This window comes from Prosthecobacter sp. (assembly GCF_046154365.1).
In the GTDB taxonomy this organism is placed as follows: Bacteria; Verrucomicrobiota; Verrucomicrobiia; order Verrucomicrobiales; family Verrucomicrobiaceae; genus Prosthecobacter.
This window is the reverse complement of sequence record NZ_JBJXFV010000182.1, coordinates 73870-93710: the sequence shown is the minus strand read 5'-3', so window position 1 is coordinate 93710 and position 19841 is coordinate 73870. Positions and strand designations below refer to the sequence as shown.

Sequence of the window (19841 nt, the reverse complement as noted above, 5' to 3'; positions counted from 1 at the left end):
CGTCAGGAAAGTAGCCGTCATCGCTCCGCGTGACGAGCACAGCGCTCCGCCTGCAAAACAGATTCACGAACTTCGGTAGCACATCGCTTCGGCGAAAGCCCAATGCTCATCACGCGGAGCGATGATGGCTACTATCGCATCACCGGCGGCTGACCGGTGGCCTGCAGCACGGAATGCCAAAGTTCCTGCGTGGGATCGACCTTGCGGCGGCCATGGATCACCATTTCAAGCGGGAGATGAACAAACGAACCATGCCAGCGACCTACAAGCATCCCTGTCTTGCCAGCGATGGCGGCATGCACAGCGGATTGAGCCAAACGTGAGCAGTACACGTTGTCCGCTGCATTCGCGGGCACGCTGCGCACGATGTAGCTGGGGTCGATGTATTTGAGGTTCACCTCGGTGCGGCGCTGTTTGAAGAAAGCATTGATGCGGTCCTTTAAGAAGTGACCGATGTCGCCGTAGCGCTGGTTGCCGCTGGCATCCGTGGTATTGCTGGTTTGCATGAGATGCTGCCCCGCGCCTTCGGCCACAACGATGACCGAACTGCCACGCTTGTTGAGCCGGTAGCGCAGGCTTTCCAGCAATCCGCCTTCGCCTTCCAACTCGAACGGCACTTCAGGAATGAGCACGAAATCGACGTTGCTCCCCGCCAGCGCGGCATAGCAGGCGATGAAGCCGGAATCACGCCCCATGAGCTTCACTAGGCCCACACCGTTCACCGCGCCCGTCGCTTCAGTGTACGCACACTTCACGGCCTGCACGGCGGCGGCAAAGGCGGTCTCGAAGCCGAAGCTCTTGTCGAGATAACGGATGTCGTTGTCGATGGTCTTCGGAATGCCAACCACAGCCTTCTTCAAGCCGCGCTTCTCGATTTCCTTCACAATCGCCGCCGCACCGCGCAGCGTGCCGTCACCACCGATGACGAACAGAATATCGACGTTCATGTCCTCCAGCGTGTCCACCATGTCGCCGATGTCCTGCTGGCCGCGCGAGCTGCCGAGCATCGTGCCGCCGAAGTTGTGCGCCTGCTCCACCGAACTTGGCCGCAGCACCACCGGCGTGTGCCCATAGCGCTGCACCAGGCCTTCGTAGCCATAACGGAAGCCGTAGATGCGGTTGATGCCGTATTGCAGCGCGCACTGGTTCACGATGCCGCGAATGATGTCGTTCAAGCCCGGCGACAAACCGCCGCAGGTCACGATGCCGACCGTCGTCTTCGCCGGATCGAAGTAGATCATCTCCCGCGCACCCGCTTCCTCAAAGCTGGGCGTCGAAACATCACGGCCATCTTCCAGCAGATGGCTGTGGTACAAAATGCGGTCACGCGCCCCGCTTTTGAACGGCGCCTCCACGCCGCCAATACGGTGCAACGGCGAGTGAAACAGGCAGGGGCCGAGAGACGGGATGGCTGTATCGAGCGGAGCGGGAGTCATGATTGGTCTGGCTGAGCCTCTGGTAGAGCAAGAGGGATGCCATTCGCAATCCTCCTCGCATTGACCTGACACAAAATGGGATTTGGAACGTTTCAGGCCGCTCAAACCACATGAAGCTCCTTCTCCTCGCCCTCCTCTGCCTCACCAGCACCCTTCTCGCGGCCGATAAGCCAAACATCGTCATCATCTTCATCGACGACCTCGGCTACGCGGACATCGGCCCCTTTGGAGCCACAAAGCAAAAAACGCCGAACCTCGACAAGATGGCGCGTGAGGGCATGAAGCTCACCTCGTTTTACGCCGCGCCCGTTTGCAGCGTTTCTCGGGCGCAAATGATGACCGGTTGCTACGGCGCACGCATCTCCGTGCCGGGCGTGTATTTCCCCGGCCACACCAATGGCCTCAATCCCGCCGAAACGACCATCGCCGAGCATATGAAGCAGCAGGGTTACGCCACCCAGTGCATCGGCAAGTGGCACCTGGGTGATCAGCCAGAGTTTTTGCCAACCAAGCAAGGTTTCGATCACTACTTTGGCATTCCTTACTCCAACGACATGGAGAAGACCGCGAAGGAAACCGGCGCGAAAGTCGTGCCGCTGATGCGCGATGATAAAGTGGCCGAACTCCTCAACGACGAGGCCCAGAGCCGCATCGTCGAGCGCTACACCGATGAAGCACTCGGTTTCATCCGCACGAACCAAGAGAAACCCTTCTTCCTCTACTTCCCGCACACCGCCGTGCACACGCCCATCCACCCAGGTGCCACCTTTGCAGGAAAATCCGCCAACGGTCGCTTCGGTGATTGGGTGGAAGAGGTGGACTGGAGCGTCGGTCGTGTGCTCGACACACTGCGCGAACTGAAGCTCGATAAAAACACCCTCGTCGTCTTCACCAGCGACAACGGCCCCTGGCTCATCAAAGGCGCCGACGGCGGCAGCGCACTGCCGCTTCGCGGTGGCAAAGGCAGCACTTGGGAAGGCGGCGTGCGCGTGCCCACGCTCGCCTGGTGGCCTGGCAAGATCGCTCCCGGTAGCGTGTGCGATGCCGTCGCTGGCACCATCGACATGCTCCCCACGTGCGTCTCGATTTCTGGCGGCAAAGTCCCCGCTGAGCCAGTCATTGATGGTCGCGACATCTCGCCGCTGCTCTTTGGCAAAACCAAAGAGTCACGGCGTGACGCCCACTACTACTTCGCCAGTTACAATCTCCAAGCCGTGCGCCAGGGCCCATGGAAGCTCGCCATTGCCACTCAAAACGAAACCATGGGCAAAGAAGCCGCCGCTGACGCGAAAGTAAATCCGCGCCTCTACAACCTCGACACTGAAATCAGCGAACAAACCAACCTCGCCGCCCAACATCCCGACATCGTCGCCAAGCTCCAAGCCCTCGCCACCCAGATGGAATCCGAGATCGGCGGCAAAGCACCGAAAGCCCGCCGCCCTGCCGGAGAAGCCACCAATCCGCAGACGCTTTATCCCACCAGCGATGCGCCACGCGGCAAGAAGAAGGACGCGCCGAAGAAGGGCAAGAAGTAGCTTGTGCGGCCATGAACTTCCGCATCCTCGCCACCCTCCTGCTGCTCACCTCCTGCGGTCGCAGCGCCGGTCCCGCCGCGCGTGAGAAAGAACTCACCTATCTCCGCAGCGTCGTGCCTGATGATTTGCTGGAGTTCGCTCACATTGAAGTCCCTGCCGTCGAAAACGTCTCCATCATCGGCGAAGGCGCGTCCCAGCACCTCGGCATGCATGTGTTCCCCGGCCAGAAGAAACTCAATGGCGGCATCCGTGCCGAGGTCAGCGTCGATTACCCGCACAAGCAGGGCGACCCCGTGCGCTACGCGTGGCGCTTCATGGTGCCGAAGGGTTTCGTGTCCGATGCGCCAAAGAACCGCTGGTGGATCATCGGCCAATGGCACGACCAGCCGGATCGTGCCCGTGGCGAAAGCTGGGACGGCTTTGCCTCCAAGAGTCCGCCCATTCTCCTCGGTCTCGGTGAATTGCAGGGCAAGCTCGGCATCGGCATCGCCTACGGCCCCGATCAATCGCAGAAACACGGCCCCATCTTCATCGAGCCCGGCAAATGGCACAGCATCGCCGTTGAAATCCGCTGGTCGCAAAAAGCCGACGGCAAAGCCACCTTCTTCTTCGACGACATGTCAAAACCCGTCGCCACCGCCACCGGCCCGAACATGCACAACGACTTCCAGCACTTCCTCAAGCTCGGCATGTATCGCCATCCCGAGATCGAAACCGACAACTGGATCTACATTGATGATTTGAAGATCACGAAGTCGTGAGCTTGTACTCGTGCTGGTGGTCCAATGAAAATGCGTTAACTGCAAAGCGGCGAAAATTGCGCAAGTAACGCAACACTGGCGATTGCATCTACCTTTTCGGATGCCAGAAGTGGGAGAGCCAAAACGTGTCATCCGCAACGAGGCACCTCGAGTTTTCTAGTGAGCCCCAGCGCCGACAACTGTTGCATGAAAACAAAGCAGCAATGACTGCGTCGGAGATTGCGCTCTTGCCACCAGGCAGGTCGGCTTTTACGATCAAGCTCATCTCATGAAATCACCCTTCCTCGCTTCGCTGGCCCTGCCGCTCCTGCTCACGCAATGTGTCGATCCTTATTATGGCCCGGGCGGTGGTGATCCGTATGCCAATCCTTATCGCCAGGACATGCGTGATCAGGGTTCGCAGCTGAACCGCCAGGCCTATGAAGTTGGCCAGCAGGATGGGCGGTCGGATGCGCAGCAGCGCCAGAGTCAGAATTACAATCGCTACCCGTCGCGTTTTGATCGCAACACGGAGATGGCCTACCGCGATGGTTACAACCAAGGCTACAGCCTGATGAACCACAGCCAGGGTGAACTCGGCTACGGCAATCAGGGTGCGGCGCAACAACCGCCTGCCCGCGATCCTGCCTACAATCAGGGCTACGACTACGGTCTGCGTGATCGCACGGGCGGACGCGTGGCTGATCCGGCGGCGCAGGTGGGCCGCTATGATCCGCGTTACCGCTCCAGCTTTGAACGCGGCTACTACGACGGCTACAATTCGAACTCCACGCAGAATGCGCCGTCGAATCCGGGAAGCGGGAGCCTGTGGTTCCGTTAATTGCGGAACCGCTTCGAAGGCCACAAAAAAATCACCGCCATGGCAGTGCCGTGACGGTGATTTGGTTTGGAAGTAAAACGGGCTGAGCGCCGGTTATTCCTGAGCGGCAGCTTCAGGAGCAGCGACGGCCTCGGCGGCGACTTCGACAGCCTTGACCTTGGGGGTTGCGGCCTTTTTGGCGGCAGGTTTCTTGGCCGCAGCTTTCTTGGCGGGCTTGGCTTCGGATTTGGCGGTGCGCGCTTTGCGGGAGACGCCAGCCTTGGCGAGGGCCTTCTTACGGGCGAGATAAAGCTTACGGCGGCGGCGTTTGACGATTTTGTTCAGTTGTTGACCCATGATGGATGATCGGTTGTCTTTGGCAGTTTGAGGGCGGCAAGAGTTCCACCGATCAAGGTCGAATCAAGACCAATTACGGCTGGTTTCCGGCCGATTGGAGCGAATGCGGGCGTTTCAGTGGTCCGTGCGGACGGATCAAGGCTTCTTGTCGTCCGGTTTTGGCTCGGAACTGGGACTGGGGGCCTCGACCTTCGGCTCTTGGCGCGGTTCAGTCTTGCTGGCGGCGGCCTGCTGCGACGGCGGCACTTTGAACAGCTTGCCGGTGTAGGGGCACTTGACCGTTTGGCCAGTGGTCATGCCGGAGACATCCACGAGCTGGGTTTTGCCAGCGTACGGGCTGTTGACCATGTTGACTCGGCCAGGAATAGACGTGCCGTAGGGCATATCGGCGGCGGGTTTGGCGGTAGCGCCACCATTGCTGGTCGGAGACGGGTTCGACTTGCTGGCGGGCGGATTGTTATTTACGACCTGCGGTGCCGATGATGGCTCCTCCAAGGGAATATTCACACTCGGGCTGCGGTCATTCGAACTGCCACTGGACTTCTTACGAGGGGCAGAGCGCGAGGCGACTTTGCCGGAATTTGAGGAGGGCGCACTGTAGTAGCGGTTTTGCGAGTAACCAGATGACCGAGTTGAACTGTATGGAACACGGTTTGTCGTTCCATTACCCCACCACCACGACGACCACAACGAGGTGGTGGCACCGTAGCGCGGCGCGGAGCTGCTGCTGCGGGTGGCGGCATAGCGCTGCGGATGCGCAGTGCTGGTGCGAAGCGGTGGCGACTGGCGCTGTGATTCGTAGTTCCAGTAGGTCACAAGGCCGTTTGCTTTAATGTACTGCCAGGCCTGACGGGATGGCATGGAACACTGGCACAACACAAGAGTGGCCGACAGCATGACGAGCGCACGCATGGCGCAGGCGGTGGAACAACGTGAGGCTTTCATGGTTTGCAGGAGATGAATGTTGTGTGTCGATGCGGAAAGAACTTTTCCGCATGATTTCGCCGAATGCTGACAGAAATTCGTGAGTAGAGCAAGAATTCCGACATGCAAAATCTTGCTGTCAGAGGCCTTGTTGCCAAATTTTCATAGCAACTAGGCTGAGTGATCATCACGCTGCTTGAGCAAGACCAATCTCCTGCATATTCAAGAAACATGAAGGGTCAGGACCCGAGAGATCTCCGGTCATTTGCAAGGCGCGCACGCGGAAGCCGCCGCCGCAGACATCGAGTCTTTGCGTGGGGCACTTTGATCAACTCCGCGCCACGACCGCTATAAACCAAGTGGTAGCAGCACACGCGTTCGATGTCCTCACGCTCGACAAATTGCAGCGGCGGGGTCTGTTCCAGACGATAATAAGGGGATGTTCAGCGGCGGAGGCTGCCGCTATGGCAGCGGCTTCGGCTGCGGCGTCAGCATCGCGGATTTTTTTTCCGGCGTCTTGTCTCCGGCAAATTTGCCGCCTGTCGGCTGACCGTCGATCACAGCAGAAACACGGGCACCGTCGGCCGGAAACGGAATCGGTGTCATGCACAGCACGTCGCCCTCCTTCGGCGCTTTTGCCGCGTTGGCGGAGACGACGATGTGCTTGTCCGTGCCGAAGATGGGCTCCACAAACATGCGCCGCAGCGTGTTCTGCGGCGTGATGAGGATGATCTCATCTCCCGCACGCACGGCGGCACGGGAAATGATAAAAACATCGTTCAATGCATCGCCTTCGATCTCCGCCTCGATGAACTGGCCGATCTTCAGCGGCGGCGCACCATCGGCGCGTTTGGCAAAGGGGTTGTCGATCTGCGCCACAGCGGTGGTCTGGCGTGTTTCCGCATCCAGCGCACTCTCCACGCGCACCAGCCGGCCATTCCACGTCACGCTCTTGCCAGCGGCAGTCGTGCGCAGTTTCACGTTCGCGGCAGGGAGGACATCATTCGCATCACGATAACGTTCCGGCAGCTTCACGTGCTGACTTTCGCGTTCCGGGAGCGGCAGGCGCACTTCGACGAAGTCCGTGGCAAAGATACGGCCCAGGGTGGTGCCCGGCGTCACATACTGGCCCACATCGGCGGTCTGCTCCAGCACCTGCCCCGCATACGGCGCACGGATGATCGTGCGCTGCGTATCACGCTGCGCTTTCACCACGCGGGCCTCGGCGGCGGCCACATCGGCCTGGGCGCGTGCGACCTGCGGTGTCCGTGAGACGAGTTCGCCAGGAGTGCCCTGGCGGCCCAGCGCCTTCCAGTTTTCCAGTGCCTGCTCGGCCTTCGCCTGCTCTTCGACCAGCGTGACCTTCGCCAGCGCCACAGCGGCTCGTGCCACCGTCACCGCCGTTTCGTAATCCACCGGATCGAGCTTGATCAGCACCGCGTCCTTCTCAAAAAAACCGCCAGGTCGAAACGACGGACTCACCTCCACAATCATCCCCGCCACCTCCGGCAGCAGCGTGCTGCGCGTGCGCGGCTGCACTGCGCCCTGCGAGGCAACGCGCACCGGATACGTCGTCTTCTTCAACGTGATGCCTTCGACCGACACGAGCACCGGCCGCGTCTCCATCGCCTTCAACTCCGGTTTGTGCGTGATCAGCCACCAGCCATACCAGCCGCAGGCGGCCAGGATGATGAGGGGGAGCAGTGCGCGGATGATTTTAGCCATGTCAGAAGGTAAAACGTCTGAAAATGCGCCCGGATACAGCCCGCGCACGATTTAATCCGCGAAAAGCAGCTTCACAGCTTCGCGAGGCTGTCGTCCAGCGCGGCGATCACCGTGCCGATGCTGGCCTCGGTCTCGTCGCCCATGTTTGAGACGCGGAAGGTCTTGCCCTTCAGCTTCCCGTAACCGCCGTCGATGATCATGCCGTGGTTCTTCTTCAACAGGCCGATCAAGGCCGCCACGTCGATGCCCTTGTTGTTCGCCACGCAGGTCAGCGACTTGGAGCGATAACCTTCCGGCGCGAAGAACTCGAAGCCGTGGCGGATCACCCAGTCATGCACCATGCCGTTGAGCTTGGTGTGACGTGCGTAGCGATTGTCCACGCCTTCGGCGAAGATCTTCTTCAACTGATGGCGCAGGCCGTAGATCAGCGAAATGCACGGCGTGCTCGGCGTCATGCTCTTCTCGCCGTTCGCCTGGAACTCCAGGAAGTCGAAGTAGTAGCCGCGGTCATTGATCGTGGCGGCACGCGCCATCGCTGCGGGCGATGCGGTGAACAGCGCCAGGCCCGGAGGCAGCGCGAAAGCCTTCTGGCTGCCCGTGAGCAGCACGTCGAGGCCGAGTTCGTCGAAATTCACCGGCACCGTCGTGAAACCGGACACCGAATCCGTGATGAACATCACATCCGGGTACTTCTTCTTCAGCGCCGCGATCTCCGCGATGGGGCTGAGCACGCCGGTGGAGGTTTCATTGTGAATGAAGGTCACCGCGTCGAACTCGCCGGTGGCGAGACGCTTGTCGATCTCATCGGCCATCACCGGCTGGCCCCAGTCCACGGTGTAGGCCTCCGCCTGCTTGCCGCAGCGCTTGGAAACGTCGTGCCACTTGTCCGAAAACGCGCCGTTGCAGCAATTGAGAACCTTTTTGGCCACCAGGTTGCGGATGCAGCCCTCCATGATGCCGAAGGCCGACGACGTGCTCAAAAACACCAGCCCCTTCGTGCCGAACAGCGTCTGCAGCATCGGCTGGATTTCGGCATACAAATCCTGGAATCCCTTGCCGCGATGCCCGATCATCGGCTGCGTCATCGCAGCAAAGGTGTCAGGGGAAACTTCGACGGGACCAGGGATGTAAAGTTTGACGTGAGTGCTCATGCGTTTGGGGGAAAGGGAGCGCCGAGTGTATGGCGTTCAGCCACTCACGCAAGGGCTGTGTGGACTGCTCACATCTGATCAGAAAGTGGGGGATTGCCCCTCAAATGCCATCGCGACAGACGCGCCTACTTGTCGCAAGTCGAGTCACAGGTCGAGCAAATCCCAACGTTCGAGATACTCGTTGGTTCGATCGTGAAAATTGCGAACGGGGTTATCAACGTGCGCCTGTCCGTTTCGACCTGGCTTGGCTAACCAGTTGCTGTGGCCGTCCCGAACGTACTTGGCGACTGCCGCGCTGGGAACAATATGGTAACGTGGTCGCTCCAATGGTTCGCCAAGCGCAACGAAGACGTAGAAATGATTCTCGGAGTGAAATGACTCGCTCTTGTCGCTTAAAATCCAGATGTTTCGGGCCTGGCTGGTCTTGCATTGTATGGTCACGGAACGACTGGCTGCGGCGTTCGTGGCGAGGATGTCGATCCCACGGGTATTGCGCAGGGAGATAGAAGCGATGTATCCGCGCCGGGAAAGCTCGGCAGCAACAAAATACTCTCCTGCCACGCCAGCGAGTACAGGTGTTGTCTTGGTATTTGCTTTTGTTTTCACTGCGCGCTCTCAAGATTTAACCAACTTGTGGATGAGAAACAAGTCTGTCGAGTGCGGCATAGCTTTATGGGCCGAGGTTTCATCATGCACCACGTTTCGTGTTTGATCGGCAGCCTTGGCTCACCCCACCCCCACCAGACCTTCAGCGTCTTCACATCTCGCAGATGCGCCTCGCGGAACTCCTTCAGCACGGCGGGATCGGTGGCCTTGCCTTCGAGGTATTCGAGATGCAGTGAGATCGGGCCGCTGTAGCCCTTCTTCAGCAGCATCTTCGCATCATCGGGATTCATCTGGCCTTCGCCGAGCGGACAGGTTTCGATCTTGCCACGTCCGACCCATTTGAAGTCCTTGAAATACGCCGTGCGTGAAATGCCAGCAGTGAACGCCGAAGATAAAAGTCTCATGACCAGTCGGGCGGGCGGGTGATGCTGACTGTCCCTGCAAGTTGAACGGTGGCGGGCAGTTGATGGCGGGGAATGTCGGTGAGGGGTAGGAGCTTGCAGTTCACCTGCATGCGCTGGTAGTTGTCGTTGCGGCGCTGCTGCCGCTCATCCTCAAGAGCGGGGATATAGACGTGAATTTTGATGCGCGGGTGGTTCTGGCGCACCCACTCGACGGCTGGTTCCAGATCGGAGTCGCCAGAGACGATGATGAGAGTGTCGGCCCGGTCCTTGATGGCATCGTCCATGAGGTGGACGGCGATGTTCACATCCGTCTTCTTTTCCTCCGCGACCTGATACTCCAGATGGCGGATGCAGTCCCGTGCCTGACAGGTGACGGTGCGCTCCTGATACTTGCCATGGATGATCTGGACCTTGGGCAGGCTGGTGAGCGCCTTCAAGTAGCGCTGCTGGCGGTCACGGCGAGGGCTGAGGTGTCGCTTGGGTTCGACGAGTGCGGTGAAGAGTTTCACGGCGACGACATCATCGTCCAGACGGAGGGTTTCAAAGAAGGACTGAAGGTTTAGCCACTTCCAGGCGGGACGGTGGATGAAGACGCCGTAATACCAGTTGAAGGCGTCCACATAGACGATGCAACGTTTGCGCGGCGGTGGTGGTGGGAGGGCGGCGGCGTCACTCATGGGATGAAGATGGATAATATAGTTGACGCTGGCGCTGGAATGAGGACAATCGGGCAACTACTCGCAATTGCGATGGGGTGATCCGCAAGGGTTGCCCCGCTTTTTTTGCCCTGATGAAACGACAGATGGGCCGGATTCATGGAATGACGAGGGATCAGTAGCTGCCCACGCTCACATGGCGCGTTTTTTCTGAGTAGGCGTGCTTCTGCTCCAGATAGATTTCGACTTCCTTCGAGAACTGCAACCGGTCGGCGGTGATCACCTGAGGGGCTGCGAGCTGCGGCTTGGTCGCGACGTGCTGGCTGCGGCTGGTCAGCTCTTGAAGCGCTTGGGTGAGTTGCTTGGTGGCGTCAGTCACGGCAGTGGGTGGAGATGGAAACGGTGGTGCGGCAGAGTTTTTAGCTGGCTGGCTTTTTGCCTTATCGGGGCAACCAGCGCAAGAAAAGAATGGGAAGGGGTGAGGCCCAGTATCACGCCCATCCCAGCCAATTGTGCAGCGTCTTCACATCACGCGCATGCGCGGCGCGGAACTCCTTCAGCACGGCGGGATCGGTGGCCTTGCCTTCGAGGTATTCGAGATGCAGTGAGATCGGGCCGTTGTAGCCCTTCTTCAGCAGCATCTTCGCATCATCGGGATTCACCTGACCTCCGCCATCCAGTTTCCTTTTTGTTCCAAATATTCGTGGCATCTCAAGGCCGCATTGTGTGCGCGCCAGTAGTCGCTGGCCGATGCGCAGCTCCATGAGCACGGACTTGATGACTTCGATGGTCTTACTCATCGTCACTGTCCTCCAGCGCGGCCTCGATGAGCCGTCGTTCCTTCTCGATTTCCAAGCGCAATTGTTCCTCCGTTGGCAGGCAGAGCATGTATTTGGAGGTGAAGATCTGCTTCCGGTCACTCAGCACGGAGTAGCGAGCCACCGTCTCGTTCTTTTCCGTGCAGAGGATGAGGCCGATGGTCGGGTTGTCATCCGCGGCCACAAAGAGGTCGTCATACATCCGCACATAGCCGTCCATCTGACCCACATCCCCATGGGTCAGTTCACCCACCTTGAGGTCAATGAGCAGGTAGAACTTCAGGCGACAGTGATAAAACACGAGGTCGATGTAGCGGTCCTGTTCCTCAATGCGGATGTGCTTCTGCCGGGCCACGAAGGCAAAACCGCTGCCCAGCTCCAGCAAGAAGCGTTGCAGGTGCGTGATGATGGCCCGCTCCAGGTCGGACTCGTGAAATTCGGCGATGTCCGGCAGTCCCAAAAACTCCAGCACATAGGGATGCTTCAGTGCCTCGATGGGCGTGCTGCCGGGGATTTGCAGCTTGCGGCCTTCCGCCAGCATTTTCTCGGGCTTCGTGCTCTTGAGCAGACGCTCGTGGTAGAACGACTGAATCTGCCGCTCCAGCGTGCGCTTGTCCCAGCCTCCGGCGATGGCCTCATGCTCGTAAAAGTCCCGCGCATCGAGGTTCTCCACCCGCATCAGAGCGCGGTAGTGCGACCAAGTGAGCTGGGGTGAGAATCCCTGCGGCGATTCGTCACCCGTCGGGCGACTTTTCTGGGGTACTGCCAATTCTCTCCCCGCTGGGGAGGGAATTGCCGCCACATCCAATTCCGTACCCGCTGGGTACTGAATTCCCATCTCGGCCAATTGTGCGCCCACTGGGCGCACAATTTGAGTTTGGCCAAATTCTCCACCCGTCGGGTGACTTTTGTCTGGCCGGACCAATTTCCTCCCCACTGGGGAGGAAATCTCCACCTCGGACGATTGTGCGCCCGGTGGGCACATAATTTTGGGATCCAAAGTGTCGAACCCAGATTCCCTTCCCACCGGGGAGGAAATCAAAATCCGATCCGAATAGGCCACATAGAAACGCCGGAAATTCTGAAGCGTGGTGGGCGCGTAACCCTGCCCATACCGCTCCGTCAGCCGTGCAGACAGGTCTTCGACGACTTTCTTGCCATACGCCGCCCGCTTTTCACCGCCCTGCAGTTCCTGGACGATCTCCCGCCCAATCAGCCAGTAGGCCAGCACCATGTTGCTGTTCACTGCCCGGACAACATTGCCCCGCGCTTGATCGAGGATGGACACGACGCGCCCAAACAGCGCTTCCGGTTCCTTTGCGGTCACTTTCCGTTTCGGTTTGCTCATGGTTGGTCTCCAGTGCTGAGTTGCTTCACCACGCGCCGCGGCTGCCCCACCTTCAGCAGTCCCGCGTGCGCCTGGCGTTTCCCTTCGGTTTGAACTGCTAAGAATTCTTTAGCAGTTGCTAAGAAAACCTTAGCAACTGAATCTTCAGCCAATTCCTTCTCAGCGAAGATGTTCTTGAGGTGCATCAGCACGTTTTCCGGCGTCGTCTCAAAGAGCAGCCCCATGTTTTTCTGCGACAGCCAGATCGTGCCATCCTGCACCCGCACCTCCACGCCGTCGCCGCCCGTCTGATAGGCGAAGGTGAGAAACTCCGCCGTGCTGTTACGGAGACGCACGCTGTTCGGTGATTTCTTTTTCGGCATGGGCGTTTCCCTGTCTAGGGTTTCGGGGCGGGGATGTCTGCGGCGGTCTTACTCATCGTTGCTGTCGAAATCACTCACCGTCAACGGCGGTCAAGTCTTGGCGGGGGTGAAGATTTCGTGCCTGCCAATGTGGGCCAAAAGCAAGCCTTCGGCGCTGTAGGCCGACGACTGGGTGAGGCTGTCAAAGCGGAAGTCGCGCCGCTGGAGCCGGCCTTTCCCCAGGTAACCCCACTCGGCGAAAAGGATGGACTGGCGGCGCTGTCGCCATTTTTAGCTTCGTCAGGGTTCTAAGGCGAAAAATCATGGCCTAACTGAAGGGGTTTCCGGTAAAAGCCAGTTCCGTGCCGCAACCGTTGACATCAAACTTCAACAGGGGTCTCACGCCCATCCCTGCCAGCCCTTGAGCGTCTTTACATCACGCCCATGCGCGGCGCGGAACTCCTTCAGCACGGCGGGGTCGGTGGCCTTGCCTTCGAGGTATTCGAGATGCAGTGAGATCGGGCCGCTGTAGCCCTTCTTCAGCAGCATCTTCGCATCATCGGGATTCATCTGGCCTTTGCCGAGCGGACACCGAAAGATGCCTGGCTACTTTGCAGCGTTCATTCACGCGAAGCCGATGGCCTCAAGCTGCGCCTGACGGGCGAGTGTGAGGGTGCCGGTGCGGCGGGCTTTGCGCTGGGCGGCACACCAGTTCCACAGCCCTGGGTCGCGCGTCTTGGACGGGTGCAGGTGGCCGTGCTGCTGGTGGAGGGCACGCAGGCTGTCGAGGTGGCGGAGCCAGGTAACGTCGTGGGCGGGTTTGGGACCGTGCTGGTCGGGGCGCGGGGAGAAGACGGGGCTGTTGTCCGGTTTCCAGACGAAGCTGAGGGCGTCGAGCCGGGCACGATGTGCGGTGCTGAGGCGCCCTTTACGGGCGGCTTTGCGCTGTTTTTCGACCCATGTAACGAGCGGTTTGTCCTCCGTCCAGGAGACGGGAACGCGGCTGTGACCGAAGCGTTGATGGAAGGCAGTGAGGCGGGCGTATTGGGCGTCCCATGCGTCGGCCAGATGCTGCCGATAGGTTTTGCCGGGGCTGGAGGGATTGTCCCAATCGAAGCCGAGGGCGTCGAGGCGGGTGATGCGGTCCGCGCTGAGGACGCCCTGACGGCGGAAGGCGCGTTGGGAGTAGCACCAATTGCAGAGCTGGGCGACTGCCGGACGCTTGTTGGGCACGCGGGTGTGGCCGTGCTGCTGTTTGAAGGCACTGAGTTCGGCATAGCGCTGCTCCCAGCGGGCTTGTTTTGTGACACTGGGCCGGGGTTTGCCGCGATCGGCACGCATGGGCCGGGTGGCGGGCTTCCAGTCGAAGCCGAGGGCATCAAGACGCTGGCGGCGGTCGGCGGGGAGACGACCTTTGGCACCTGCCTTGCGTTGATCAGCCACCCAGGTGGCGAGGGTGGTGTCCTCGGGCCAGCGTTGGGGCACCTGGGCATGGCCGAAGCGGTCTTTGAAAGCGCTGAGGCGGACGAAGTTCTCACCCCAGAGGTGCTGGTTCCATTCCTCGCGGGAGCAGTCTTCGCGGCCGGGCGATTTCCACTCGAAACCGATGGCATCGAGACGGGCAATGCGGTCGGGTTTGAGCATGCCTTTGCGGCGGAACTCACGCTGGACATCGCGCCAGTGACCGAGGACGCGGTTTTGCCCCTTGGTGACGTTGGTATGACCATGCTCGGCTTGGTAGGCACACAGTTCGGCGTAACGGGTCTCCCAGAGGGCGATTTTTTTTTGATCTGGGGCGTGTTCCGCCGGGAAAGGGGGCTGATTGAAGCGGGGGGCGGGTTTCCAGACGAAGCCAAGGGCATCGAGACGCTGATAGCGGTCAGCCGGGAGGCGCTGGCGGCGTGATTGATCCCGTTGGAAGGCCACCCATTCGCCAAGCTGGCGGTCTTCCGACCATTGAACGGGGACATGAGCGTGGCCGAAGCGCTCTTTGAAGGTGACGAGGCGCTGAAAGTGCTCGTCCCAGAGGTACTGGTGCCACTCGTCGCGGGTGCGGTCTTCGCGACCGGGGGCTTCCCACTCGAAACCGATGGTGTCGAGGCGGGCGATGCGGTCGGGTTTGAGCATGCCTTTGCGGCGAAAATCGCGCTGGACATCGCGCCAGTGACCAAGGGTGCGGTTTTGACTCTTGGTGACGTTGGTATGGCCGTGCTCGGCCTGGTAGGCGCACAGTTCGGCGTAACGGGTTTCCCAGAGGGCGATGAGGTTCTGGGCCGGGGCCTTGAGCGGCAGTTCATCGGCCTCCGGCTCCTCGGCGTGGAGCGTGACGTCTTGATCGAGGTCGATGCCGAGGTCGCGCAGACGCTGCTGACGATCTGGAGAGAGCTGTTTGAGGTGGGTGGCGTGTCGCTGGCGCTGGAGCCAGTCGGTCACGGGATGGGTGCCGAGGTCGGCATGGCCGTGGCTATGGATGAACTCGGCTAACTGGGCAAAATGCCATTCCCACTCGGTGTGTTCGGCGAGTGCATTGAGATGAGGGTTCGCTGCGGGGCGACGCATGGGAAATGATTGTACCCTTGCAGGCGCGACCGTGGCAAGCCTGTTATACTTGGAGTCATCAAGACTGGTGATTTTGCCGCAGATTCAGGGAAGCCACAGATTTTTTTGTCTGGTAATCTACGGTTTTCCTGAATCTGCGGCCAATCCTCCGTTTCACAAAATGTGATGACGCGCAGTATATGCTGCGGATTAAATCACAGGGTCAGCTCACCGATGCGGCGCATGACTTCGTCGGCGAGGACTTGGTAGAGGTCTTTGCCGGTCTGGGGGTAGCTTTTGAGGTCGGGCTGCCAGAGGTCACCGATGACGAGGGTGATCTGGGCGGGACGGAGGGTCTTGGCACCGCGAGGGTAGGCTTCGTAGGTGCCAAAAAGGCGGACGGGGAGGACAGGAGCCTGGCTTTTGGCGATGAAGAGGCCGACGCCGGCTTCGGCGGGCAGCAGTTTGCCATCGTGGCTGCGGGTGCCTTCGGGAAAGATGACGACTTTTTCGCCGGTGCGCAGGAGACGGATGGTGTGCTTGAGGGCGGCGGTGTCGTGCTTGTCGATATCAACCCCGAAGACCTGCCAACTGCGGAGCACCGCCCCCATGAGCGGATGATTGAAGAGGCTCTTGCGGGCGAAGGAATGGACGACTTCATCGAAGGCGATGCCGACGAGGGGGGGATCAAGGAAGCTGACGTGGTTGCTGGCGATGATGGCGGGGCCGGCAATGGGCAGTTTTTCGCCGCCGATGACGCGGAAGTCGAACAGGCCGCGGGCGAGTTCGCGGAAGAAGCGATGGCCGAGCCAGTAGCTGAAGTTCATGACGCCGCAGGGGGAGGATGGGAAGAAACTGGCGCTGGGGCGCGGCGTAATGACGAATGACGAATTTCGAATGACGAACCGCCGAGGTGGCTGGCCGGTGTCACCCACTGGAATTCATGCGTCATGCGGAATTCGTTCGGCATTCTGGTTTCGGTATTCGTCATTGCAGCCGCAGTGCTGCGATCACCTGCTCGACGGCCTGATCGAGGGTGATGTGGGAGTTGTCGATGACGGTGGCACCGGCGGGGATGACGAGGGGGCTGTTTTTGCGCTGTTTGTCGAGGCGGTCGCGTTCGGCGATCTGATCGGCATGGCCTTGGGCACCGCGACGGCTGGCGCGGACTTCCGCGCTGGCATCGACGTAGATTTTGTGGGGGCTGTCGGGGAAGACGACGGAGCCGATGTCGCGGCCTTCCATGACGAGCGGACCGAGGGCGACAAGGGCGCGCTGATCGGCGACGAGGCGTTCGCGGACTTCGTTGACGCGGGCGATGAGGGAGACGGCGCGATTGACGGGGTCGCTGTTGAGTTCGGCGTCAGTGAGAGCGTGACCGGCGATGCAGACCTGGGTTTTGCCATCAACGACGGGAGAGTCGATGACGATGCCGGCGGCGGCGGCGCGAACGGCCTCGGCGTCCTGCGGGTCGATGCCGGTTTGGAGCACGGCCCAGGTCATGGCGCGGTACATGTTGCCGGTGTTGACGTAGGTGCGGCCGAGGCGCTGGGCGACGAGGCGGGCGATGCTGCTTTTGCCGGAGGCGGCAGGGCCGTCGATGGTGATGACTGAGTGGGACTCGCTCATGCTTGTTTGGCGCGGTTCATTTTGTCCACGAGGGGCTGCGGGACGGTGGACATGACTTGAATCGGGCGTGCGCCGTTGTCGCCGAGCAGGAAGAGGTCGAGGTGACGCTCGAAGCCGGGATAGGAGGTGGAGATGCACTCGGTGCCTTCGACCGTGGTGATGCCTTCGGCGAATAGGCCGGCGACGAGGAAGGCCATGGCGATGCGGTGGTCGCCAAAGCAGGGCAGCGTGGCACCCTGGAGTTTGGCACCGCCTTCGATTTCCATGCCGTCGGGATGCTCGGTGACGGTGACGCCCATGAGGCGGAGATTGGCGGCGACGGCGGCGATGCGGTCGGTTTCTTTGACGCGGAGTTCAGTGGCGTCGCGGATGAGGGTTTTGCCACGGGCGAGAGCCGCTGCAACGGCCAGGATGGGCAGTTCGTCGATGACGTTGGGGATGATCGTGCCACCAATGACAGTGGCGTTCAAATCGCCACCGCGAACGATGATGTTGCCGCGTGGTTCGCCTTCGGCATGCGTTTCGGAATTCGTGATGAGAGCGCCCATGCGCAGAAGAATGTCGATGATGCCGGTGCGGGTGGGATTGAGGCCGACGTTTTTGATGGTGATCTGCGCTCCGGGCGAGGCTGCTGCGGCGACCATCCAGAACGCGGCGCTGGAGATGTCGCCGGGGACGACGATGTCGGTGGCGCGGGGTTCCTGGCCGCCATAGACGCTGACGCAGTCGTCTTCACGGAGCCATTTGATGCCGAAGTGGGTGAAGAGGCGCTCGGTGTGATTGCGGGTGGCGATGGGCTCGACCACGGTGGTTTTGCCGGAAGCGAACAGGCCGGCGAGGAGGATGGCGCTCTTCACCTGGGCGCTGGCGACGGGGAGCTTGTAGTAGATGGATTTCAACGGAGCGCCACGAATGGTGAGGGGCGCGCAGATTTTTTCGCCCTGGCCGCTGATCATGGCCCCCATCTGGCCGAGGGGGTCGGCGACACGCTTCATGGGACGCTTGGAGAGCGAGGCATCGCCGAAGAGTTCGGTTTTGAAGTCCTGGCCGGCGAGGATGCCAGTGAGCAGGCGCATGGTGGTGCCGGAGTTGCCGCAATCGACGGGCTGGTCGGGAGCTTTGAGTTTCAGGCCGTTGCCGGTGATGGCGAGTTTGACGAGGCCGATGCCTGCCGCTTCCTCCAGTGGCTCTACGGTCGCGCCAAGAGCCTGCATGGCATGCACGGTGCAGAGGCAATCCTCGCTGGGGAGGAAACCGTCGATGATGGTGGTCCCTTTCGCGAGTCCGGCGAACATCGCGGAGCGGTGGGAGATGCTTTTGTCACCAGGAACGGTGATTTCAGCGGGGATGCTTTTGAGTTTCTTCGACTTGAGGCTGGCCATGATACGTCAACCCGCCGGAAGGAGATCGCGCAGGGCTTTGGCCTGCGTGAGGAAACGGCGGAGGGCTTCTTCGTCCATGGTCTGGAGCATTTCAAGAAGCTCTCGCAACGCGCCGGAGGCATCCTGGAGCGCGGCGATGACCTCGGTGCGATTGTGCAGGAGAATGCCGGCCCACATTTCGGGATCACCGCCAGCGACGCGGGTGGTGTCGCGGAAGCCGCCGGCGGAGCTGTCGAGCACGCCTGTATCCTTGCCGAGGGCGGCGAGGGTGGTGAGCACGGCCATGGTGTGCGGCAGATGGGAGATGCGCGCCACGGTGCGGTCGTGCTCCTGCGGCGTCATTTCCCGCACGCGGCAGCCGAGCTTAATCCAGAACGTGCGCAGACGATCGAGGTGTGCGCGCTGCGTGGTGTCGGTGGGTGTCAGCAGGCAGGCGGCCCGGTGAAAGAGGTCGCCGCTGGCATGCGCGAGGCCGGTGCGCTGGGAACCGGCCATGGGATGACTGCCGAGGAAGGCGGCCTTGGTGCCCGCAAAGATCGGCTCCAAGGCGGCGACGACGCTGCCTTTCACGCTGCCCACATCGGTCACGATCAAATCATCCGCGAGTTCACCGGCAACGATCTGGCGTGCGATGTCCGGCATGTGCTGGATGGGCATGCACAAGACGGCGAGGGAGGCCCCGTGAATGATTTCGGCGATGCTGGTGCTGGTGGTGGCGGCAGGGAATTCGCGTCTTACCTCCGCCACCGCTGCCTCACGCCGCGCCCAGATACGGAGTTCCATGCCGGGCATGCGCTGCAGGATGGTTTTGGCCAGTGAGCCGCCGAGCAGGCCGGGACTGAGGATGGCGATGGAACGTTCGATGGACACAAGACGGAGGTAAATGGCGCAGGAATCACCTCATGTGGCATTCCTTTGCTGCATCCAACCGCGCATGAGGCGCAGGTCTCATGGCACGCGGAAAACTTTGCCGGTGTAGGGGCATTTGGCCTTCTGACCGGACTGGAAGTCGCGCACGTCGATGGCTTGGCCGTTCGGATCGAACGGGCTTTTCACAAAGCCAGGCTTCCCAGTGATACGCTGTGCGAAAGGAATCTCGGCAGGGGCGACAGGCTGGGGCGGCGGTGTGTTCGTGGGCGGCGTGACGGCGACTGGTGGTGGCGCCGTGGTGCTGTCATTGGTCGGCGGTGGCGTGACGTTGTCGCCCGTCACTGGTGCATTGGGATTCGGGGGCTGAACTGCCGCCGCGTCAGGGTCCGCCTGTGTTACTCCTTCAAAATACTGTGTCTGCTCCTGGGAGACGCCATAGCGTGGAGGTACATCGAGCGAACGACCGCGTGCGCCCCTGGGCTGGGGAGGAGTGGGACCATAGCATGCAGCCATGCTGGCTGCGGTCACGATCAGCAGGGAGGCTTGCAGGCAACGTTTCAT

Annotated in this window: 22 protein-coding genes; 3 read left to right on the top strand and 19 right to left on the bottom strand. The window is 60.7% G+C overall.

Annotated features, from left to right (window positions below):
- Nucleotides 1-131: 131 nt before the first annotated feature.
- Complete coding sequence (locus ACKVY0_RS23515) at nucleotides 132-1436, bottom strand: ATP-dependent 6-phosphofructokinase (protein WP_409217300.1); 1305 nt, start codon at nucleotides 1434-1436, stop codon at nucleotides 132-134.
- A gap of 110 nt (nucleotides 1437-1546) precedes the next feature.
- Here ACKVY0_RS23515 and ACKVY0_RS23510 point away from each other — a divergent pair, with 110 nt between their 5' ends.
- From ACKVY0_RS23510 to ACKVY0_RS23500, 3 genes are all read left to right on the top strand, one after another.
- A complete protein-coding gene (locus ACKVY0_RS23510) occupies nucleotides 1547-2971 on the top strand; it encodes a sulfatase (RefSeq protein ID WP_409217299.1) in 1425 nt (474 codons plus the stop codon).
- Nucleotides 2972-2982: 11 nt separating this feature from the next.
- Nucleotides 2983-3732: a polysaccharide lyase gene (locus tag ACKVY0_RS23505; RefSeq protein WP_409217298.1), complete on the top strand. Its 750-nt coding sequence runs from the start codon at nucleotides 2983-2985 to the stop codon at nucleotides 3730-3732.
- A 268-nt stretch (nucleotides 3733-4000) separates the two neighbouring features.
- Nucleotides 4001-4552 carry a hypothetical protein gene (locus ACKVY0_RS23500; protein ID WP_409217297.1) on the top strand — a complete coding sequence of 184 codons (552 nt, stop codon included), beginning with the start codon at nucleotides 4001-4003 and terminating at the stop codon, nucleotides 4550-4552.
- A 93-nt stretch (nucleotides 4553-4645) separates the two neighbouring features.
- On the opposite strand, the gene ACKVY0_RS23495 is transcribed toward ACKVY0_RS23500, so the two are convergent.
- The 18 genes from ACKVY0_RS23495 to ACKVY0_RS23410 all read right to left on the bottom strand — a co-directional run bounded on the left by ACKVY0_RS23495 (nucleotide 4646) and on the right by ACKVY0_RS23410 (nucleotide 19841).
- Entirely contained in the window at nucleotides 4646-4888 is a 243-nt protein-coding gene (locus ACKVY0_RS23495; protein WP_409217296.1) for a hypothetical protein, read from the bottom strand.
- 135 nt (nucleotides 4889-5023) lie between these two features.
- Entirely contained in the window at nucleotides 5024-5833 is an 810-nt protein-coding gene (locus ACKVY0_RS23490; RefSeq protein ID WP_409217295.1) for a hypothetical protein, read from the bottom strand.
- Nucleotides 5834-6274: 441 nt separating this feature from the next.
- Nucleotides 6275-7537 carry an efflux RND transporter periplasmic adaptor subunit gene (locus ACKVY0_RS23485; protein ID WP_409217294.1) on the bottom strand — a complete coding sequence of 421 codons (1263 nt, stop codon included), beginning with the start codon at nucleotides 7535-7537 and terminating at the stop codon, nucleotides 6275-6277.
- Nucleotides 7538-7608: 71 nt separating this feature from the next.
- Nucleotides 7609-8688, bottom strand: coding sequence for a pyridoxal-phosphate-dependent aminotransferase family protein (locus ACKVY0_RS23480; protein ID WP_409217293.1), 1080 nt, complete (start codon nucleotides 8686-8688; stop codon nucleotides 7609-7611).
- Between the two features lie 144 nt (nucleotides 8689-8832).
- Nucleotides 8833-9294, bottom strand: a complete 462-nt coding sequence (locus ACKVY0_RS23475; RefSeq protein ID WP_409217292.1) for a hypothetical protein — start codon at nucleotides 9292-9294, stop codon at nucleotides 8833-8835.
- Nucleotides 9291-9698, bottom strand: a complete 408-nt coding sequence (locus ACKVY0_RS23470) for a hypothetical protein (RefSeq protein WP_409217291.1) — start codon at nucleotides 9696-9698, stop codon at nucleotides 9291-9293. Before ACKVY0_RS23470 ends, ACKVY0_RS23475 begins: the two co-directional genes overlap by 4 nt.
- Nucleotides 9695-10375, bottom strand: coding sequence for an NYN domain-containing protein (locus ACKVY0_RS23465; RefSeq protein WP_409217290.1), 681 nt, complete (start codon nucleotides 10373-10375; stop codon nucleotides 9695-9697). The genes ACKVY0_RS23470 and ACKVY0_RS23465 overlap by 4 nt, the downstream gene beginning before the upstream one ends.
- A 154-nt stretch (nucleotides 10376-10529) precedes the next feature.
- Nucleotides 10530-10733 carry a hypothetical protein gene (locus ACKVY0_RS23460; protein WP_409217289.1) on the bottom strand — a complete coding sequence of 68 codons (204 nt, stop codon included), beginning with the start codon at nucleotides 10731-10733 and terminating at the stop codon, nucleotides 10530-10532.
- Between the two features lie 112 nt (nucleotides 10734-10845).
- On the bottom strand, nucleotides 10846-11154 hold the full coding sequence (locus ACKVY0_RS23455) for a hypothetical protein (protein ID WP_409217288.1): 309 nt from the start codon (nucleotides 11152-11154) through the stop codon (nucleotides 10846-10848).
- Nucleotides 11147-12520, bottom strand: coding sequence for a YhcG family protein (locus ACKVY0_RS23450; protein WP_409217287.1), 1374 nt, complete (start codon nucleotides 12518-12520; stop codon nucleotides 11147-11149). Before ACKVY0_RS23450 ends, ACKVY0_RS23455 begins: the two co-directional genes overlap by 8 nt.
- Nucleotides 12517-12882, bottom strand: coding sequence for a hypothetical protein (locus tag ACKVY0_RS23445; RefSeq protein ID WP_409217286.1), 366 nt, complete (start codon nucleotides 12880-12882; stop codon nucleotides 12517-12519). Before ACKVY0_RS23445 ends, ACKVY0_RS23450 begins: the two co-directional genes overlap by 4 nt.
- Nucleotides 12883-13260: 378 nt before the next feature.
- Entirely contained in the window at nucleotides 13261-13431 is a 171-nt protein-coding gene (locus ACKVY0_RS23440; protein WP_409217285.1) for a hypothetical protein, read from the bottom strand.
- 54 nt (nucleotides 13432-13485) lie between these two features.
- Nucleotides 13486-15420, bottom strand: coding sequence for a helicase associated domain-containing protein (locus ACKVY0_RS23435; RefSeq protein WP_409217284.1), 1935 nt, complete (start codon nucleotides 15418-15420; stop codon nucleotides 13486-13488).
- A gap of 194 nt (nucleotides 15421-15614) precedes the next feature.
- On the bottom strand, nucleotides 15615-16226 hold the full coding sequence (locus ACKVY0_RS23430) for a lysophospholipid acyltransferase family protein (RefSeq protein ID WP_409217283.1): 612 nt from the start codon (nucleotides 16224-16226) through the stop codon (nucleotides 15615-15617).
- A 160-nt stretch (nucleotides 16227-16386) separates the two neighbouring features.
- Nucleotides 16387-17028, bottom strand: a complete 642-nt coding sequence (cmk, locus tag ACKVY0_RS23425; protein WP_409217282.1) for a (d)CMP kinase — start codon at nucleotides 17026-17028, stop codon at nucleotides 16387-16389.
- Nucleotides 17025-18410, bottom strand: a complete 1386-nt coding sequence (gene aroA, locus ACKVY0_RS23420) for a 3-phosphoshikimate 1-carboxyvinyltransferase (protein ID WP_409217281.1) — start codon at nucleotides 18408-18410, stop codon at nucleotides 17025-17027. Before aroA ends, cmk begins: the two co-directional genes overlap by 4 nt.
- 6 nt (nucleotides 18411-18416) lie before the next feature.
- Nucleotides 18417-19280: a prephenate dehydrogenase gene (locus ACKVY0_RS23415; RefSeq protein WP_409217280.1), complete on the bottom strand. Its 864-nt coding sequence runs from the start codon at nucleotides 19278-19280 to the stop codon at nucleotides 18417-18419.
- A gap of 78 nt (nucleotides 19281-19358) precedes the next feature.
- Nucleotides 19359-19841: a hypothetical protein gene (locus ACKVY0_RS23410; RefSeq protein WP_409217279.1), complete on the bottom strand. Its 483-nt coding sequence runs from the start codon at nucleotides 19839-19841 to the stop codon at nucleotides 19359-19361.

What these genes read in the sequence shown, in the direction of transcription:
- ACKVY0_RS23515 (WP_409217300.1), bottom strand. Translation starts at nt 1,436, where the DNA reads ATGACTCCCGCTCCGCTCGATACAGCCATCCCGTCTCTCGGCCCCTGC.
- ACKVY0_RS23510 (WP_409217299.1), top strand. Translation starts at nt 1,547, where the DNA reads ATGAAGCTCCTTCTCCTCGCCCTCCTCTGCCTCACCAGCACCCTTCTC.
- ACKVY0_RS23505 (WP_409217298.1), top strand. Translation starts at nt 2,983, where the DNA reads ATGAACTTCCGCATCCTCGCCACCCTCCTGCTGCTCACCTCCTGCGGT.
- ACKVY0_RS23500 (WP_409217297.1), top strand. Translation starts at nt 4,001, where the DNA reads ATGAAATCACCCTTCCTCGCTTCGCTGGCCCTGCCGCTCCTGCTCACG.
- ACKVY0_RS23495 (WP_409217296.1), bottom strand. Translation starts at nt 4,888, where the DNA reads ATGGGTCAACAACTGAACAAAATCGTCAAACGCCGCCGCCGTAAGCTT.
- ACKVY0_RS23490 (WP_409217295.1), bottom strand. Translation starts at nt 5,833, where the DNA reads ATGAAAGCCTCACGTTGTTCCACCGCCTGCGCCATGCGTGCGCTCGTC.
- ACKVY0_RS23485 (WP_409217294.1), bottom strand. Translation starts at nt 7,537, where the DNA reads ATGGCTAAAATCATCCGCGCACTGCTCCCCCTCATCATCCTGGCCGCC.
- ACKVY0_RS23480 (WP_409217293.1), bottom strand. Translation starts at nt 8,688, where the DNA reads ATGAGCACTCACGTCAAACTTTACATCCCTGGTCCCGTCGAAGTTTCC.
- ACKVY0_RS23470 (WP_409217291.1), bottom strand. Translation starts at nt 9,698, where the DNA reads ATGAGACTTTTATCTTCGGCGTTCACTGCTGGCATTTCACGCACGGCG.
- ACKVY0_RS23465 (WP_409217290.1), bottom strand. Translation starts at nt 10,375, where the DNA reads ATGAGTGACGCCGCCGCCCTCCCACCACCACCGCCGCGCAAACGTTGC.
- ACKVY0_RS23455 (WP_409217288.1), bottom strand. Translation starts at nt 11,154, where the DNA reads ATGAGTAAGACCATCGAAGTCATCAAGTCCGTGCTCATGGAGCTGCGC.
- ACKVY0_RS23450 (WP_409217287.1), bottom strand. Translation starts at nt 12,520, where the DNA reads ATGAGCAAACCGAAACGGAAAGTGACCGCAAAGGAACCGGAAGCGCTG.
- ACKVY0_RS23445 (WP_409217286.1), bottom strand. Translation starts at nt 12,882, where the DNA reads ATGCCGAAAAAGAAATCACCGAACAGCGTGCGTCTCCGTAACAGCACG.
- ACKVY0_RS23440 (WP_409217285.1), bottom strand. Translation starts at nt 13,431, where the DNA reads ATGAATCCCGATGATGCGAAGATGCTGCTGAAGAAGGGCTACAGCGGC.
- ACKVY0_RS23435 (WP_409217284.1), bottom strand. Translation starts at nt 15,420, where the DNA reads ATGCGTCGCCCCGCAGCGAACCCTCATCTCAATGCACTCGCCGAACAC.
- ACKVY0_RS23430 (WP_409217283.1), bottom strand. Translation starts at nt 16,226, where the DNA reads ATGAACTTCAGCTACTGGCTCGGCCATCGCTTCTTCCGCGAACTCGCC.
- cmk (WP_409217282.1), bottom strand. Translation starts at nt 17,028, where the DNA reads ATGAGCGAGTCCCACTCAGTCATCACCATCGACGGCCCTGCCGCCTCC.
- aroA (WP_409217281.1), bottom strand. Translation starts at nt 18,410, where the DNA reads ATGGCCAGCCTCAAGTCGAAGAAACTCAAAAGCATCCCCGCTGAAATC.
- ACKVY0_RS23410 (WP_409217279.1), bottom strand. Translation starts at nt 19,841, where the DNA reads ATGAAACGTTGCCTGCAAGCCTCCCTGCTGATCGTGACCGCAGCCAGC.